The sequence below is a fragment of the Mesorhizobium sp. M4A.F.Ca.ET.090.04.2.1 genome, assembly GCF_003999085.1.
Lineage (GTDB): Bacteria > Pseudomonadota > Alphaproteobacteria > Rhizobiales > Rhizobiaceae > Mesorhizobium.
In genome coordinates this window covers 1-13,001 of the sequence record NZ_RZOT01000099.1, presented here as the reverse complement: position 1 = coordinate 13,001, position 13,001 = coordinate 1, and the positions used below count along the sequence as shown (strand labels likewise).

Below are 13,001 nucleotides of genomic sequence, written 5' to 3'. Positions count from 1 at the left end.
TCCCCATGCTTCGTGCTCTTCCGAAGCCACGGGAGCAATGGCATCAGACATCCAGAGCGTTACCTAAGCCAACCATCCCGACGAAGTCGGAACTGTGCTCTGCTTCTTGTTTTGACCATGATCCTTCTCGAAAAACCGGTTGCCACCATTCGGGATCATGGCCGGGACGACTCGCGCGCCTTGGAAAGCGGCGCTAGCCGGCGCAGATTCGCAGATTTCCGAACCGGCGCTATCAAGGAGTACCAGCACGGCGCTCTTTCAGCAAGAATATAACGATTTTTTGCGCCGCATTTGCGGCGCCCGCCCGTTACAAGGCGGCCGCGCCAAGGCCGCGGGAGCGGCCAAGGCGGCCGTTACGCCCTGTTGAGACCGGCAATGAAACCCGGCGCCCTTTTCTGCGTTTAGTTGGGTTAAGGTAATGAGGGTTCCCGACATGACCCAGGGATGGTTTTCGAGGCCGGTCACGGTTTCGGTGGGTGTCGCGGGCGCGATCAGGCACATTTCTAGCGCACAGCAGGCGGCAGAACTGCTGGCGGGCCAATGGCGCGACGCCGGCAGCGCGCTGCACGGTTCGGCGTTGCGCGCCTGCCGCCGGGCGATGAGCGGCGAGGTCTCGGCCGACGCAGCCAGGGACGCGTTCATCGGCGCCGCGCGCGAGGCGCATGTGCTGGTGGAGTGAGTCCGGAGCGCCGGGCGCCTGAAATGCGCATAGTCTGCTCTTTTGGGGACATGCGCCGAGATGCATTTGGGAAACACCTGGCTGGAAAAATACAACCGAGCGCTGTCAGCCATTCCCTCACACAAAAAAAATGTGCCACTCATGCACCATCAATCTCGAGGGGTGGGCAGCATGAGATTTATCTTTCAGACCACAGCAATACTAGGGCTCCTGACCACTAGCGCTTTGGCCACGGAGGCCGGTTCGCAACTGCCGGTTGCATCAACTTACAATTGGTCAGGGGCTTATGTTGGCGCGCAGGCAGGATATGGCTGGGGTAAAGATGATTGGACGTTCCTCTCGTTCGACAACACCGGCTATTACGAGGTTCCCGCGAAGCCCGCTGGCGTCTTGGGGGGCATATATGGCGGTTACAATTATCAGTTCGACAATGGTGTTGTTCTCGGCGCCGATGCCGATTTCACATTCGCGGGTCTGAAGAAGGATGGCGTGAGAGGCCACTATATCGGCTCCAGCATCCCGGACACATTCTTCAGCTATGGATCAAAGGTTGACTGGACTGCCGCGCTTCGCGGCAAAGTTGGCTACAGCGTTGATCGCTTCTTGCCCTATTTCGCCGGGGGGTTGGCCGTTGCGCGCCAGAACGTGAATGAGACACAGAGCCTTCCATTCTCGCACGATGCGACCCGAACAGGGTGGACATTGGGCCTGGGCTTGGAATACGCGGCGACCGACAACTTGGTCGTTCGCGCTGAATATCGCTACAGCGATTTCGGCAAGAAACTGTTCCAGGTCGGTGGTGGTTGGTCTCCTCTCGAGGATCGGCTCTCGATCAACGACCTCCGCATCGGCGCTGCGTACAAATTTTAGGTAGCTGCGGCACGTCGAAAGCAGGCCCCGGCATCGTCCGGGGCTTTTTGCATGCGGGGGCGACAAGTCAAGCAACTGAAAGTATTGGCGATCCCGGCAGGATTCGAACCTGCGACCATCGGCTTAGAAGGCCGGTGCTCTATCCAGCTGAGCTACGGGACCGCTGGCCGGCCGCGCCGGCTGATGCTTCGCGAAGGGCGCCGTCCGGCTTGCCGGCTCAGTGCGTCCAGGGCGTCCTGCGGTCATAGCGGAAATTCTCCGCGTAGGAAATCTGCCGGCGCTTGGGCTCCTTCGGCTCCTCGACGCGGAAGGCAAGGCCTTCCTTCTCGGCATAGGCCACCGCCTCTTCCCTGGTGTCGAAAGTCAGCCTGATCTGGCTCAACATGTCGCCAGAGGTGGTGTAGCCCATCAGCGGGTCGATCTTCTTGCGCTGCGCGGGATCGAATTCCAGCACCCAGCGACCGGTCTTGGCCTTGCCGGATTGCATCGCGGTTTTGGCTGGGCTGAAAATGCGCGCGGACATGTCCACCTCGTTGCTCCCCGGAGCAGCACTCCAGGCGTTTGTACCGACGCCCGCCCTCGAAAAGCCCTATTCAGGTTCTCCCGGTCGCGCGCCCACCCCGTCATTACTGTGCAATGACGCCGGCGGCAAGGCGGGTTTGCAACGGACCGCACGACGATTGGCAATCGCGCGGGCGACGATTGGCAATCGCGCGGGCGACGCGGTCGGCGACGTTTTGAAAACGCGCCTGCGACGTTTTGCAAACGCGCCTGGTTGGCGCGAGACTGGAGGCGGCATATGTCGGATACACTGGTGTGCCACTCACGGCTATGACAATGACAGACATGGCAGCGGAAACCTTGCCGGCCGGCCGACCGGGAACCTTCGAGGGCGCGATCGTGATCGGCGCCGGCGCCGCCGGGCTCGCTGTGGCCCAGGCGCTCGCCGCTGCCGGCGTGGCGACACAGGTGCTGGAGCGGGAAAACAGGCTGGCCGAACCCTGGCACAGACGGCATGAGAACCTGCATCTCAACACCCACCGCGATCTTTCCGCGCTGCCCGGTGTCGCCTATCCCGCCGGCACGCCGGCGTTTCCGCACCGCACCACGGTGATCGGCCACCTCAATCACTTCGCCGAAGCGCACCGGCTGCCGGTCGAATTCGGCATCGCCGTCAAGGACGTGAGCTTCAACGGCGATCACTGGACGGTGAGGACCAGCGCCGGGCCGCGGCGCGCGCGCCATGTCGTGGTCGCCACCGGGCGCGACCGACAGCCGTTCATTCCCGTCTGGAAAGGCATGGAGGACTTTCCCGGGCGCATCGTCCATTCGGCGGATTTTGGCGCGGCGAAGGACTATGAGGACAAGAAGGTACTGGTGGTCGGCGCCGGCAATTCGGGCTTCGACGCGCTCAATCACCTTTCCGGAGCCAAGACCGGACAGATGTGGCTGGCGGCGCGCAACGGCCCCTCGCTGTTGCCCAAGCGCATCGGACAGATCGCCGTGCACCGTTTTTCGCCTTTCATGGCGCGGCTGCCCGTGCGGCTGGCGGACTGGGCGATGGCGCTGACCCAGCGCCTTGTCTTCGGCGACCTCAGCAAATTCGGCCTGCCGCGCGCGCCCTTGGGCGGCGCCAGCCGCCTCGGCTCCGACTATACGGCGATCGCCTCCGACGACGGCGCCGTCGATGCCATCAGGGCCGGCAGGGTCATCGTGGTGCCGCAGGTCAGGGAATTCACCCGCGACGGCGTCATCCTGGATGACGGTCAGACCATCACGCCCGACGTCGTGATCGCCGCAACCGGCTATCGCACCGGGCTGGAGCCGATGCTCGGCCAGCTCGGCGTGCTCGACGGCAAGGGCGTGCCGCTGTTCAACGGCGCCGACAGCGATCCAAAGCTGCCGGGCCTGTGGTTCACCGGCATGCGGCCGAGCATCCGCGGCTGCTTTGCCAATGCTAGGATCCAGGGCGCCGCAATCGCCCGCAAGATCGCCGGACAGCGGCGCTGAGCGGCTGCAGGGCGCAGCGTTTTTTCCCGCCCTTCCCTTTTTTCTTTTCGTGGGTTGCCTTCGCGGGCCCGGAACCCTATACGCCGCGAGGCCTCGGAGTGTAGCGCAGCCTGGTAGCGCACCTGATTTGGGATCAGGGGGTCGCAGGTTCGAATCCTGCCACTCCGACCATTCCAGCTATGGGCCGGAGCATGGGCGCCAGTTTGCAAACGCGGCAAGCCAATCCGCCTCGATCCGGGCCAGTAAGGCTCCAGCCATGGCCGCGTTGTCGTGGCGGTCCTCGACCGGGACGACTGGTTGCAGAACACCGATGTCATTGTGCTGGTCGACGCGAGGAGGCGGCGCCTGACGTGGGTGCCGCGCGATCTCTGGTCACCGATGACCGGCGACCGCATCAACAAGGCTTTCGCGCAGGGCGGCGGCGCGCCGCTGCTCAAGGCGCTGGCCGAACTCGGCTTTCGGGCCGGGAGCGTGCTCTGCCTCAGGCGCGCGGCAAGCGAGGCCGCACTCGCAGGCATCTCCGTCACCGTACCGGTCAGCGAGCCGCTCGACTTCTGGTATCCGCTGACTCCAACCGGCCGCATCGAGGACGGCAGGATCGAGGTGTCAGCTGCGGAAGCGCACGGCACATCACCTGATACAACTCGCCAAAACCCGGGAATACCTGGTCACGCGCTACAGCCCGCAAACGACCTCCTATACGCAGATCAACAGGCTGCTGGCGACCCTGGAGGAACTTGCCGGGAAGTGGGGAATTAGGCGAACCGCCTTGTTGAATTGTCTATTTCGATGGGTGAGTTCGATGTCTCTGAAAGGCAAGCTCGCCGGGCGAGAACCCCAACCGCCTTGCACCCGGCGAGCCTACAACCCGATCTGGAACGTGATCGGGACCGGGGTCAGCCGGCATATTGGACGGTGCAAGATGGATGCCAGTGGCTTGGTCCAATATTGGGACAGCTACGTCGCATTTTGCCAAGGATCGACGACTGGTATGCCCGCCGCATGAAAGGCCGACGTGTCACGCGAAGCGACGTGGAAGCCTTTGGCATCGGCGATAGCCGCTATATAGCCGTCGGGTATGGGGAACCCCTTGCCCGCCGTTCTGGCTTTTGCGGCAAGGCCGGCATACTGCCGCGCTGCCTGCACGTCGAATGGCAGAACGCGCTGATCAAACACCGCGCATATGCCAGCAAAGGCCTCAGCCAGGACATTCTTGCGGCGCCCCGCAGGCATCACCTCGATACCGAATAGCACCTCTGCGAGCGTAACGCTGGAAATATACAATGTTTCAGCAGCCTGATCGTCCAGCCATGCCAGCACCGCCGGATGGGGTTCCGGCCTCATCACCTCCGAAACGACATTGATGTCCAGGAGAATCATTCAAATCTCAGGGGCTCGGCCGGGCTTTTGTCGCGGACCTGCTCCAGCGCATCGACATCCTCGTCTTTCACGCCGGCGCGGCGGGCGATTTCGGACAGCAAAGAGCCCAGCTTCACGCGCCCCTCGGGCCGCACGGCGTTCTCGAGTATGGCCCGGATCTCCGCCTCCGTGCTTCGGCCATGGATGGCGGCCTGCACGCGCAGAGCGCGGTGGGTTTCTTCCGGAATGTTTCTGATCGTCACAGATGGCATTGATATCATTCCGATGTCATTGACATCACTCAGATATCACTATCTGGCTCCGATGTCACGCGTCGGCTGCCGAACAAGACTCAAATCTCGAACTCGCCCTGCCCTTCGTCCATGGCGCTGACGGTCTCGGCGGCGAGCGCCCGGGTGATCGGCGTCTTGCGCTCCAGGGCCGCGCGGTCGAGGCGTCCAACCACGCGCATGGCGGTGGCCAGCGAGCGTTCGATGCGCCTGACCAGATATTGCACGACATGCGGCTCCACCTCGACCTGGCGGTCGGCGAAGAGTTTGGTGATGACGCCGGCAAGCAAAAGATCGTCGGGCTCGTGGATCTCGACGGTCGCGGCAGCCTTCAGCCGCGAGATGAGATCGGGCAGTTCGACACCCCAGGCCGAGGGAAAGCGCCTGGCCGTCAGCAGCAGGCTGGAGCCGGCGCCACGGACCGTATTGATGAGATGGAACAGGCCCGTCTCGTCAACCGGATGCTTGTCGACATCGTCGATCAGGACGGACCTGTGGCCGAGGTCGGCGATGCACTCTTCGATGCGTCCGGCATCCACCCTTAGCGCGCTGGCGCGGGCCTGCCAGATCGAGGCCAGATGCGTCTTGCCGGAGCCGGCCGGGCCGGCCAGCACCACGACCGGCGAAGGCCAGTCGGGCCAGCGATCGACCAGCGCCACCGCCTGGGCGTTGGTCGAAGACACCACGAGCTCGTCACGTGAATAGCCCGTGCCGTGACCGAGATCGAGCGGCAGCTGGCGCGGCGGATCGGTTCTGTCAGCGGCCATGGCGCGTCAGCCGCGCGGCTTGGCGCCCCGCCGACGGTCGGCCGGCAGTCGCGGAATGGGCTCGGTGACGTGGCCCTTGTAGAGCGGCGATTCGAGGTAGCGGGCAATGGCGAAACGCACCAGCACGGCGACGGCCGCCGAAGCCGGCACAGCGATGAGAAGCCCGACGAAACCGAACAACGCGCCGAAGGCGAACAGCGCGAACATCAGCCAGACCGGATGCAGGCCAACGCTCTTTCCCACCAGCCTCGGCTGCAGGATGTTGCCCTCGATGAACTGGCCGGCGAAGAACACGCAGGCCACTGCAACAATCATCACCCAGTCCGGCCAGAACTGGACGAAGGCGACGCCGACGGCGAGCACAAGTCCGGTCAACGAGCCAACATAGGGGATGAAGGAAATCAGCCCGGCGAAGAGGCCGATGAGGATCGCGAAGTTGAGGCCGGTCAGCGTCAGGCCCGTGGCATACATGCCGCCGAGCACCAGGCAGAGCGTGCCCTGGCCACGCACGAAGCCGGCGGTCGCGATGTTGATGTCGCGGGCGATCACGCGCACCGTCTCGACATAGTCGCGCGGCACCCAGCTGTCGACGACGGCCACCATGCGGTCCCAGTCGAGCAGCATGTAGAAGGCGACCACCGGCGTCACCACGAAAAGGCTGACCACCGAGACCAGCGCCACGCCGGAACTCCAGATCGAGGTAAAGACAGTGGTGAGCAGGCCGAAGCCGGAGGTGAGCAGCGAGTTCAGCCCGTCGCGCAGGCTGTTGGCGTTGACGCCGAACCTCTGTTCCAGCCATTTCGGATCGAAGCTGGTGATCAGCGCCTGCAGGCGGGGAAGGTATTCCGGCAGCTTGCCGGCGAAATCGGCCATTTGCGTCGCCAGAACCGGAACCAGGATGACGAAGGCGAGCACCAGGACGACGATGAAGGCGATCAGGATGACCACCGTCGCCATCAGCCGGGAGAGGCCGAGACGCTGCAGCCGGTCGGCGACCGGATCGAGGAAATAGGCGAGCACCATGCCGGCGACGAAGGGCAGAAGGATGCTGGAGAAGACATAGAGGAACAGCGCCAGGAACACGGCCGTGCCCAGCCAGAAGAATACCTGGCGGCGGAACGCCAGGGACGCGGCTTCGCCGGCCGCCGCTGCCTCGGCGGCCGCTTCGATGGATCCTTGGTCAGGTGCCCGGTTTGGAGCCTTCGCCATAGCCGCTCATGTGCCTCAGCCAGGCCACGAGATAGGCCGCGGCCGAAGCCACGGTCAAGACCCCGGACAGTAATATGAGCGCCGGCCGCAACGGATCGGGGTGGATGGAAAACGCCAGTTCACCCAGCACCACCGCCGCCAGCACGATCTGGATTGCGGTGTTGGCCTTCGACACAAAGAGCGGTTTCACCTCGACCGGATGCGCCATCACTGAAGACAAAAGCACCGCGCAAACGATCAGCGCGTCGCGCGAGACCATGGTGACGACCAGCCACAGCGGCAATTGTCCGATGAAGCCCATGACCACGAACACCGAGACCAGCAAGAGCTTGTCGGCCATCGGGTCGAGATAGGCGCCGAGCTTCGAAACCTGGTTGTAGCGGCGGGCGATGAAGCCGTCGACGCCATCGGAGACGCCGGCGATGAGGAAGCCGGCAAAGGCCCAGTCCCAACGCGCTTGCAGCATCGCCAACACCACGGCGGGCACCAGCAGCAGGCGCATGATCGTGATCATGTTGGGGATGGTCAAAGTGTGCCCCGTCGCGTCTTGTCGAGAGATAGATGATGGAGATGGAAGGCTGGCGCAAGCACTACGCTCCTCATTCTCTGACGTTGGCGAATGGCGAAAGCTGCGATGCGGGCCAATCTCGCCTTCAGGGGGATCGGCTCACGCAGAAGAACGTTTGTTGGGGGGCAAAACCGCCGCACCGCCGCGTCATCCTTGCTCCCCGAAACCATTCATGCGAAGAGCCCGCAATGGAAACAGCGACGAGCCGGACATGACCAAGCGCGATACAGCCGAGCGCAAGAACGGGCTCACCTATGCCGAAGCGGGTGTCGACATCGATGCCGGCAATCTGATGGTCGAGAAGATCAAGCCGCTGGTGCGCGCGACGCGCCGGCCGGGCGCCGATGGCGAGATCGGCGGCTTCGGCGGCCTGTTCGATCTCAAGGCCGCCGGCTTCACCGATCCGGTACTGGTCGCGGCCAATGACGGCGTCGGCACCAAGCTCAAGATCGCCATCGATGCCGGCAAGCACGACACGATCGGCATCGACCTTGTCGCCATGTGCGTCAACGACATCGTCGTGCAGGGCGCCGAGCCGCTGTTCTTCCTCGACTATTTCGCCACCGGCAAGCTCGACCCCGACCAGGGCGCATCGATCGTCGGCGGCATCGCCGTGGGCTGCCGGCAGGCCGGCTGCGCGCTGATCGGCGGCGAGACGGCCGAGATGCCCGGCATGTACCACGGCAAGGACTACGACCTCGCCGGCTTTGCCGTGGGCGCGGCCGAACGTGGCCAGTTGCTGCCCACCGACGACATCGTCGAGGGCGACGTGCTCTTGGGCCTTGCCTCCTCCGGCCTTCATTCCAACGGCTATTCGCTCGTGCGCCGCATCGTGGCTAGCAGCGGCCTTGCCTGGAGCGACCCGGCGCCGTTCAACGACGAGGCGACGCTTGCCGAAGCGCTGCTCGAGCCGACGCGCATCTATGTGAAGTCGATCCTCAAGGCCATCCGCAACACGCATGGCATCAAGGCGCTCGCCCACATCACCGGCGGCGGCTTTCCGGAGAACATTCCGCGCGTGCTGCCCAAGGATTTTTCCGCCGAGCTCGACCTCAACGCCATCGACGTGCCGCCGGTGTTCGCCTGGCTGGCCAAGACCGGCGGTGTCGCGCCGGAAGAGATGATGCGCACCTTCAACTGCGGCATCGGCATGATCCTCGCCGTGGCCTCCGGCCAGGCGGCGCAAGTGGCCGCCGTGCTGCAGGAGGCCGGCGAGACGGTGACCCCTATCGGCCGCATCGTGCCGCGCCGCGACGCCGGCGTCATTTACCGGGGCTCGATCGGCCTATGAGCAGGAAACGCACCGTCGTTCTGATCTCCGGGCGCGGCTCCAACATGGCGGCGCTGATCGCGGCGGCGAGCGATCCGGCCTACCCGGCCGAGATCGTCGGCGTCATCTCCGACCGGGCCAACGCCGCCGGCCTCGCCATCGCCGCCGCGCGCGGCATTCCCACCAAGGTGATCCAGCGCTCGGATTATGGCAGCAAGGAAGCGCATGACGGAGCGATCGATGCGGCGCTTGCCGGCTTCGGCGCCGAGATCGTCGCGCTGGCCGGCTATATGCGCATCCTGGGCGCCCGCTTTGTCGAGAAATGGCTAGGACGGATGGTCAACATCCACCCTGCCCTCCTGCCCGCCTTCAAGGGGCTGGACACGCATGCTCGCGCCCTGCGCGCCGGCGTTCGCATCCATGGCTGCTCGGTGCATTTCGTCACCCTCGACATGGATGACGGCCCGATCATCGCTCAGGCCGCCGTGCCGGTGATGGTCGGCGACAATGAGGACACGCTCGCCGCCCGCGTGCTCAAGGCCGAGCACCGGCTCTACCCGCTGGCGCTGGGGCTGGTCGCCGAAGGCAAGGCACGCATGCAGAACGGCCACACCGTGCTCGCCCACTTCGCCGACGATGCCGAAAACGGCAGTTCCGTGGTAATGGCGCCCGACCCGCTGCGCGAGGAAAGCGATCTCGAACAGCTGGCGCGGATCACGCCTTGAGGGATTGGGGGCGGCATGGCGACAAGACAACTCCTCAGCCTGCGCCACGCCAAGTCGAGCTGGGACGATCCCAAGCTTGCCGATTTCGACGGGCCGCTCGGCCCGCGCGGTCTGAAGACGGCGCCGCTGATTGGGCGCGAGCTTTCCCGGCGCGGCTGGCTGCCTGACCTGGCGCTGGTGTCGGCCGCGCTGCGCACCCGCGACACATGGCGGCTGGTCGCGGCCGAATTGCCGAAGAGCGCTGCGGCGGAATTCACGGATGCGCTGTACGAGGCGGCGGCGGTGGATGTGCTGGCCGTCGTGCGCAAGGCCGATGCGGCCAGCCTTTTGGTGCTCGGCCACAATCCCGGGCTCGAGGACTTCGCGCGGCGGCTCGCGGGTTCGGGGTCGGATGCCCGCGCGCTGCGGAAGCTCGAGGAGAAATTCCCGACGGCGGCATTGGCCCGGTTTGTCTTCAAGGGAGACTGGGCGGATCTCGGCTTCGGCGGCGCGCGGCTGACGCATTGCATCAGGCCGAAGGAGTTGGGGTAGCGGCCTTGGGTTAGTCGCGGCGCGGCCCTTGGTGCTTGCGGGGCCGAAAGACAAAATCCGAACAAAGCGACAGGGCCGAAGCTGCCGATTTGATTCAGGCTTGCGCAAAAGCGAAGCGGCGGGACAAGCCCACCGCCTCGAGGCATTCGATGACCGAAGTCATCAGCGATTGCCGACCAGGTCAGGTTGTCGGGTCCGCTTAACGGCCCCAGATGCCTTGGCCGGATTCAGGCTGGGCGACTTCGGAGGTGGTCTTGCCATGCTCGACCGGCTTGCGGATCGACGCCGTGGTCGTGATGTCGACATTGGCGGCAGGCTGGGTGACGGCCGGCTGGTTGACGTTGTTCGAACCATAATGGTCACTGCCGGCGAAGGCGCTGCCCGTGGCAACGAGGAAGGCGGCGGCGGTGAGAGCGATCTTGGTCATTCAGGTACTCCAGTAGTTCTGTCTTCTGTCCGTCAAGTGGCGTGCCTTGGGAGGAATTCGCGTCGCTCGGACCACCCCGAGATGGGCCGTGGCCGCTGTCGTTTCCAGTCACGAAGTTGTGCCGAAAAGACCTTCGGCGCGGCGCTTGAAATCCGGCGCAAGGCTTCCTACTGCCACACTGTTATCTCGCGATATCAATCAGTTAGTAAATTCCACCCGCCACGGGTGCCAAGATCACTTGAGCCGGCGTTCACAACCTGATGCACAATGCGTCAACATAAATCGAACCGATCGGTTCTGTTTTCGTCGATTGGCGCCTGATCACTGCCCGCGGGGAGGTGCCGGTTGCTTTCCATGCGGTCGTTCAGCGACATGAATCCAACACGCAGCGCCTCTCGTCGGTGACCTCCCTGCCGCTCTGCAGTGGCCAAGCCAGCTAAGGTTTGCCTTGTGGGCGGATCGATATTATCCGTTGTGTGCGTGCACCCCATCGGACGCTGCCGGCTGCGTTGGTCGAAAGGTCGACGAGACTGCGGCGGGCAAGATACCTGAACTGCGATAGAAAATGCGGCTGCTGCTTGTCGAAGACAATCGCGAACTGGCTGATTGGTTGGGCAAGACGCTGCGCCAGGCCAATTATGTCGTCGACATCGTCCATGACGGCGAGGATGTCGAGCATGCGCTTGCCGCCGGCGACCATGCGCTGGTGATTCTTGACCTTGCGCTGCCGCGCATGGGCGGCCTGGACGTGCTGCGCATGCTCAGGGCGCGCGGCAACCGGGTGCCGGTGATCGTGCTGACCGCGAACGCCAGCCTCGACGGGCGCGTCAAGGGCCTGAACGAAGGGGCCGATGACTATCTGGCCAAACCGTTCCAGGTCGAGGAGTTGGAGGCGCGCATCCGCGTCCAGTTGCGGCGCGTCAACGACCGGACCGCGCCTGTCGTTGCCTGCGGCGATCTCGTCTTCGACACCAACACGCGGCTGTTTTCGCTGGCCGGCGAGACCCTGGCGCTGACGCCGCGCGAGCACGCCGTGCTGGAGCAGCTGATGGTCAAGGCGGGACGCACGGTGAGCAAGGCGGCGCTCTCGTCGGCGATCTTTGATTTCGAAACAGACGCCGACCCCAGCGCCATCGAGATCTATGTGCATCGCCTGCGCAAGAAGATCGAGGGTTCGCGCGTTCAGATCGCCACGCTGCGTGGCCTTGGCTATCTGCTGCGCGATGCCGGTTAGCAGCCTCCGCCTGCAGCTGCTTGCCTGGGTGGTGCTGCCGCTCGCCGGGCTCGCCACCATTAATTTGTGGACCAGCCATCGCAACGCGCTGGCGACCGCCGACCTGGTGACGGATCGCATGCTGGTGGGTTCGGCGCGCGCCATCGCCGAACAGGTCGCAATCGTCGACGGCGTGCTCGACGCCACTGTGCCGCCGGCAGCGATCGAGATGTTCGACACCGGCGACCGCGACAGCGTCTACTATCGTGTCGAGACCGCGGGCGGACGGCTGCTGACCGGTTATCCCGACCTGCCCGAGGCGCAGGATCGCCCGAGCCTGGAAGCGACCTATCGCGACCGCACGTTGCGGCTGCTGACCTTCAGCCATGCGGTGATCGGCGCCGGCGCGGACTCGCCGATTTCCGTCACCGTCGGCGTCACGCTTGCCGGACACGATGCGATGGCACGGCATTTGTGGTTCAACGCTTTTGCCCAGCAGCTGATGCTGGTGGCGATTGCCGGCGTCTTCGTGCTGCTCGGCTTGCGCCGCGGCCTGGCGCCGCTGATCAGGCTGCGTGATGCCGTGCGTTCGCCGGCTCGCAGCGACCTCGATCCGATCGAAGTCACTGGCGCGCAGAGCGAGATCCGGCCGCTGATCGACGCGCTCAACGCCTATATGGAGCGAGTGCGGGGGCAGATGGCGGCGCAGCGGCGCTTCATCGCCAATGCCGCGCACCAGTTGCGCACGCCGCTGGCGCTGCTGTCGACGCAGGCGAGCTACGCGCTGCGCGAAAGTGCGGCCGATCAGCGCCAGGAGGCGCTGGTGGCGCTGCAGGCCAGTTCCGGCCGGCTGGCGCGGCTGGCCGAACAGCTCTTGACCCTGTCGCGGGCCGAGCCTGGAAGCCGGCGGCCGCGCGCCGATCGCATCGACCTGACGGAAGCCGCCCGCCATGTGCTGGAGACGCAAGCGCCGGCAGCGCTTGCGCGCAACGTCGATCTCGGGCTCGACGAAAGCGGGCCGGTGCCAGTGGTCGGCGACGGCACCATGCTGCGCGAGATGATCGTCAACCTGGTCGACAACGC

The 13,001-nt window shown here is 64.7% G+C and carries 16 protein-coding genes and 2 tRNA genes; 10 read left to right on the top strand and 8 right to left on the bottom strand.

From position 1 onward, the window contains the following. Positions 1–433 precede the first annotated feature (433 nt). The gene (locus tag EN781_RS09875) at positions 434–679 is read left to right on the top strand and encodes a DUF982 domain-containing protein (RefSeq protein WP_127399939.1); all 246 of its coding nucleotides are present in this window, start codon (positions 434–436) and stop codon (positions 677–679) included. A gap of 60 nt (positions 680–739) precedes the next feature. Next, positions 740–1,549 carry an outer membrane protein gene (locus tag EN781_RS09870; protein ID WP_127399938.1) on the top strand — a complete coding sequence of 270 codons (810 nt, stop codon included), beginning with the start codon at positions 740–742 and terminating at the stop codon, positions 1,547–1,549. An 85-nt stretch (positions 1,550–1,634) separates the two neighbouring features. Here the strand turns inward: EN781_RS09870 and EN781_RS09865 are convergent. Both EN781_RS09865 and EN781_RS09860 read right to left on the bottom strand, forming a co-directional pair. Further along, positions 1,635–1,711 (bottom strand) — tRNA-Arg (locus tag EN781_RS09865). Between the two features lie 55 nt (positions 1,712–1,766). Next, positions 1,767–2,072, bottom strand: coding sequence for an ETC complex I subunit (locus EN781_RS09860; protein ID WP_126055558.1), 306 nt, complete (start codon positions 2,070–2,072; stop codon positions 1,767–1,769). A gap of 323 nt (positions 2,073–2,395) precedes the next feature. Here EN781_RS09860 and EN781_RS09855 point away from each other — a divergent pair, with 323 nt between their 5' ends. The 3 genes from EN781_RS09855 to EN781_RS09845 all read left to right on the top strand — a co-directional run bounded on the left by EN781_RS09855 (position 2,396) and on the right by EN781_RS09845 (position 4,318). After that, on the top strand, positions 2,396–3,559 hold the full coding sequence (locus EN781_RS09855; RefSeq protein ID WP_245455708.1) for an NAD(P)/FAD-dependent oxidoreductase: 1,164 nt from the start codon (positions 2,396–2,398) through the stop codon (positions 3,557–3,559). Between the two features lie 94 nt (positions 3,560–3,653). After that, positions 3,654–3,730 (top strand) — tRNA-Pro (locus tag EN781_RS09850). Positions 3,731–3,829: 99 nt separating this feature from the next. Next, a complete protein-coding gene (locus EN781_RS09845; RefSeq protein WP_126055559.1) occupies positions 3,830–4,318 on the top strand; it encodes a hypothetical protein in 489 nt (162 codons plus the stop codon). A gap of 198 nt (positions 4,319–4,516) precedes the next feature. Here the strand turns inward: EN781_RS09845 and EN781_RS09840 are convergent, their stop codons facing one another. The 5 genes from EN781_RS09840 to EN781_RS09820 form a co-directional block, all read right to left on the bottom strand. Beyond that, entirely contained in the window at positions 4,517–4,939 is a 423-nt protein-coding gene (locus tag EN781_RS09840) for a type II toxin-antitoxin system VapC family toxin (protein ID WP_126055560.1), read from the bottom strand. Continuing rightward, a complete protein-coding gene (locus tag EN781_RS09835) occupies positions 4,936–5,190 on the bottom strand; it encodes an Arc family DNA-binding protein (RefSeq protein ID WP_126055561.1) in 255 nt (84 codons plus the stop codon). Before EN781_RS09835 ends, EN781_RS09840 begins: the two co-directional genes overlap by 4 nt. Positions 5,191–5,270: 80 nt before the next feature. Then, positions 5,271–5,975 (bottom strand): DnaA regulatory inactivator HdaA, encoded by a 705-nt coding sequence (gene hdaA, locus EN781_RS09830; RefSeq protein WP_126055562.1) that lies wholly within the window; start codon positions 5,973–5,975, stop codon positions 5,271–5,273. A gap of 6 nt (positions 5,976–5,981) precedes the next feature. Continuing rightward, the gene (locus EN781_RS09825) at positions 5,982–7,184 is read right to left on the bottom strand and encodes an AI-2E family transporter (protein WP_127399937.1); all 1,203 of its coding nucleotides are present in this window, start codon (positions 7,182–7,184) and stop codon (positions 5,982–5,984) included. Further along, a complete protein-coding gene (locus tag EN781_RS09820; RefSeq protein ID WP_126055564.1) occupies positions 7,156–7,713 on the bottom strand; it encodes a CDP-alcohol phosphatidyltransferase family protein in 558 nt (185 codons plus the stop codon). Before EN781_RS09820 ends, EN781_RS09825 begins: the two co-directional genes overlap by 29 nt. A gap of 250 nt (positions 7,714–7,963) precedes the next feature. Here EN781_RS09820 and purM point away from each other — a divergent pair, with 250 nt between their 5' ends. Genes purM through EN781_RS09805 form a run of 3 tightly spaced genes read left to right on the top strand, consistent with a single transcriptional unit; the run spans position 7,964 to position 10,278 of the window. Further along, positions 7,964–9,043, top strand: coding sequence for a phosphoribosylformylglycinamidine cyclo-ligase (gene purM, locus EN781_RS09815; RefSeq protein ID WP_126055565.1), 1,080 nt, complete (start codon positions 7,964–7,966; stop codon positions 9,041–9,043). Next, positions 9,040–9,747 carry a phosphoribosylglycinamide formyltransferase gene (purN, locus tag EN781_RS09810; protein ID WP_127399936.1) on the top strand — a complete coding sequence of 236 codons (708 nt, stop codon included), beginning with the start codon at positions 9,040–9,042 and terminating at the stop codon, positions 9,745–9,747. Before purM ends, purN begins: the two co-directional genes overlap by 4 nt. A 15-nt stretch (positions 9,748–9,762) precedes the next feature. After that, entirely contained in the window at positions 9,763–10,278 is a 516-nt protein-coding gene (locus EN781_RS09805) for a histidine phosphatase family protein (protein WP_127399935.1), read from the top strand. A gap of 199 nt (positions 10,279–10,477) precedes the next feature. On the opposite strand, the gene EN781_RS09800 is transcribed toward EN781_RS09805, so the two are convergent. Then, complete coding sequence (locus tag EN781_RS09800) at positions 10,478–10,705, bottom strand: DUF680 domain-containing protein (RefSeq protein ID WP_126055568.1); 228 nt, start codon at positions 10,703–10,705, stop codon at positions 10,478–10,480. Between the two features lie 565 nt (positions 10,706–11,270). On the opposite strand from EN781_RS09800, the gene EN781_RS09795 reads away from it, so the two are divergent. Then, complete coding sequence (locus tag EN781_RS09795; RefSeq protein WP_126055569.1) at positions 11,271–11,939, top strand: response regulator; 669 nt, start codon at positions 11,271–11,273, stop codon at positions 11,937–11,939. Continuing rightward, on the top strand, positions 11,929–13,001 hold a 1,073-nt coding region (locus EN781_RS09790; RefSeq protein ID WP_145965471.1), incomplete at its 3' end, for a sensor histidine kinase. The genes EN781_RS09795 and EN781_RS09790, both read left to right, overlap by 11 nt.

Excerpts from the sequence above, each read along its gene's own strand:
- EN781_RS09870 (WP_127399938.1), top strand. The coding sequence starts at position 740 with ATGCATTTGGGAAACACCTGGCTGGAAAAATACAACCGAGCGCTGTCA.
- purN (WP_127399936.1), top strand. The coding sequence starts at position 9,040 with ATGAGCAGGAAACGCACCGTCGTTCTGATCTCCGGGCGCGGCTCCAAC.
- purM (WP_126055565.1), top strand. The coding sequence starts at position 7,964 with ATGACCAAGCGCGATACAGCCGAGCGCAAGAACGGGCTCACCTATGCC.
- EN781_RS09805 (WP_127399935.1), top strand. The coding sequence starts at position 9,763 with ATGGCGACAAGACAACTCCTCAGCCTGCGCCACGCCAAGTCGAGCTGG.
- EN781_RS09825 (WP_127399937.1), bottom strand. The coding sequence starts at position 7,184 with ATGGCGAAGGCTCCAAACCGGGCACCTGACCAAGGATCCATCGAAGCG.
- EN781_RS09835 (WP_126055561.1), bottom strand. The coding sequence starts at position 5,190 with ATGCCATCTGTGACGATCAGAAACATTCCGGAAGAAACCCACCGCGCT.
- EN781_RS09795 (WP_126055569.1), top strand. The coding sequence starts at position 11,271 with ATGCGGCTGCTGCTTGTCGAAGACAATCGCGAACTGGCTGATTGGTTG.
- EN781_RS09860 (WP_126055558.1), bottom strand. The coding sequence starts at position 2,072 with ATGTCCGCGCGCATTTTCAGCCCAGCCAAAACCGCGATGCAATCCGGC.
- EN781_RS09800 (WP_126055568.1), bottom strand. The coding sequence starts at position 10,705 with ATGACCAAGATCGCTCTCACCGCCGCCGCCTTCCTCGTTGCCACGGGC.
- EN781_RS09875 (WP_127399939.1), top strand. The coding sequence starts at position 434 with ATGACCCAGGGATGGTTTTCGAGGCCGGTCACGGTTTCGGTGGGTGTC.
- hdaA (WP_126055562.1), bottom strand. The coding sequence starts at position 5,975 with ATGGCCGCTGACAGAACCGATCCGCCGCGCCAGCTGCCGCTCGATCTC.
- EN781_RS09840 (WP_126055560.1), bottom strand. The coding sequence starts at position 4,939 with ATGATTCTCCTGGACATCAATGTCGTTTCGGAGGTGATGAGGCCGGAA.
- EN781_RS09855 (WP_245455708.1), top strand. The coding sequence starts at position 2,396 with ATGGCAGCGGAAACCTTGCCGGCCGGCCGACCGGGAACCTTCGAGGGC.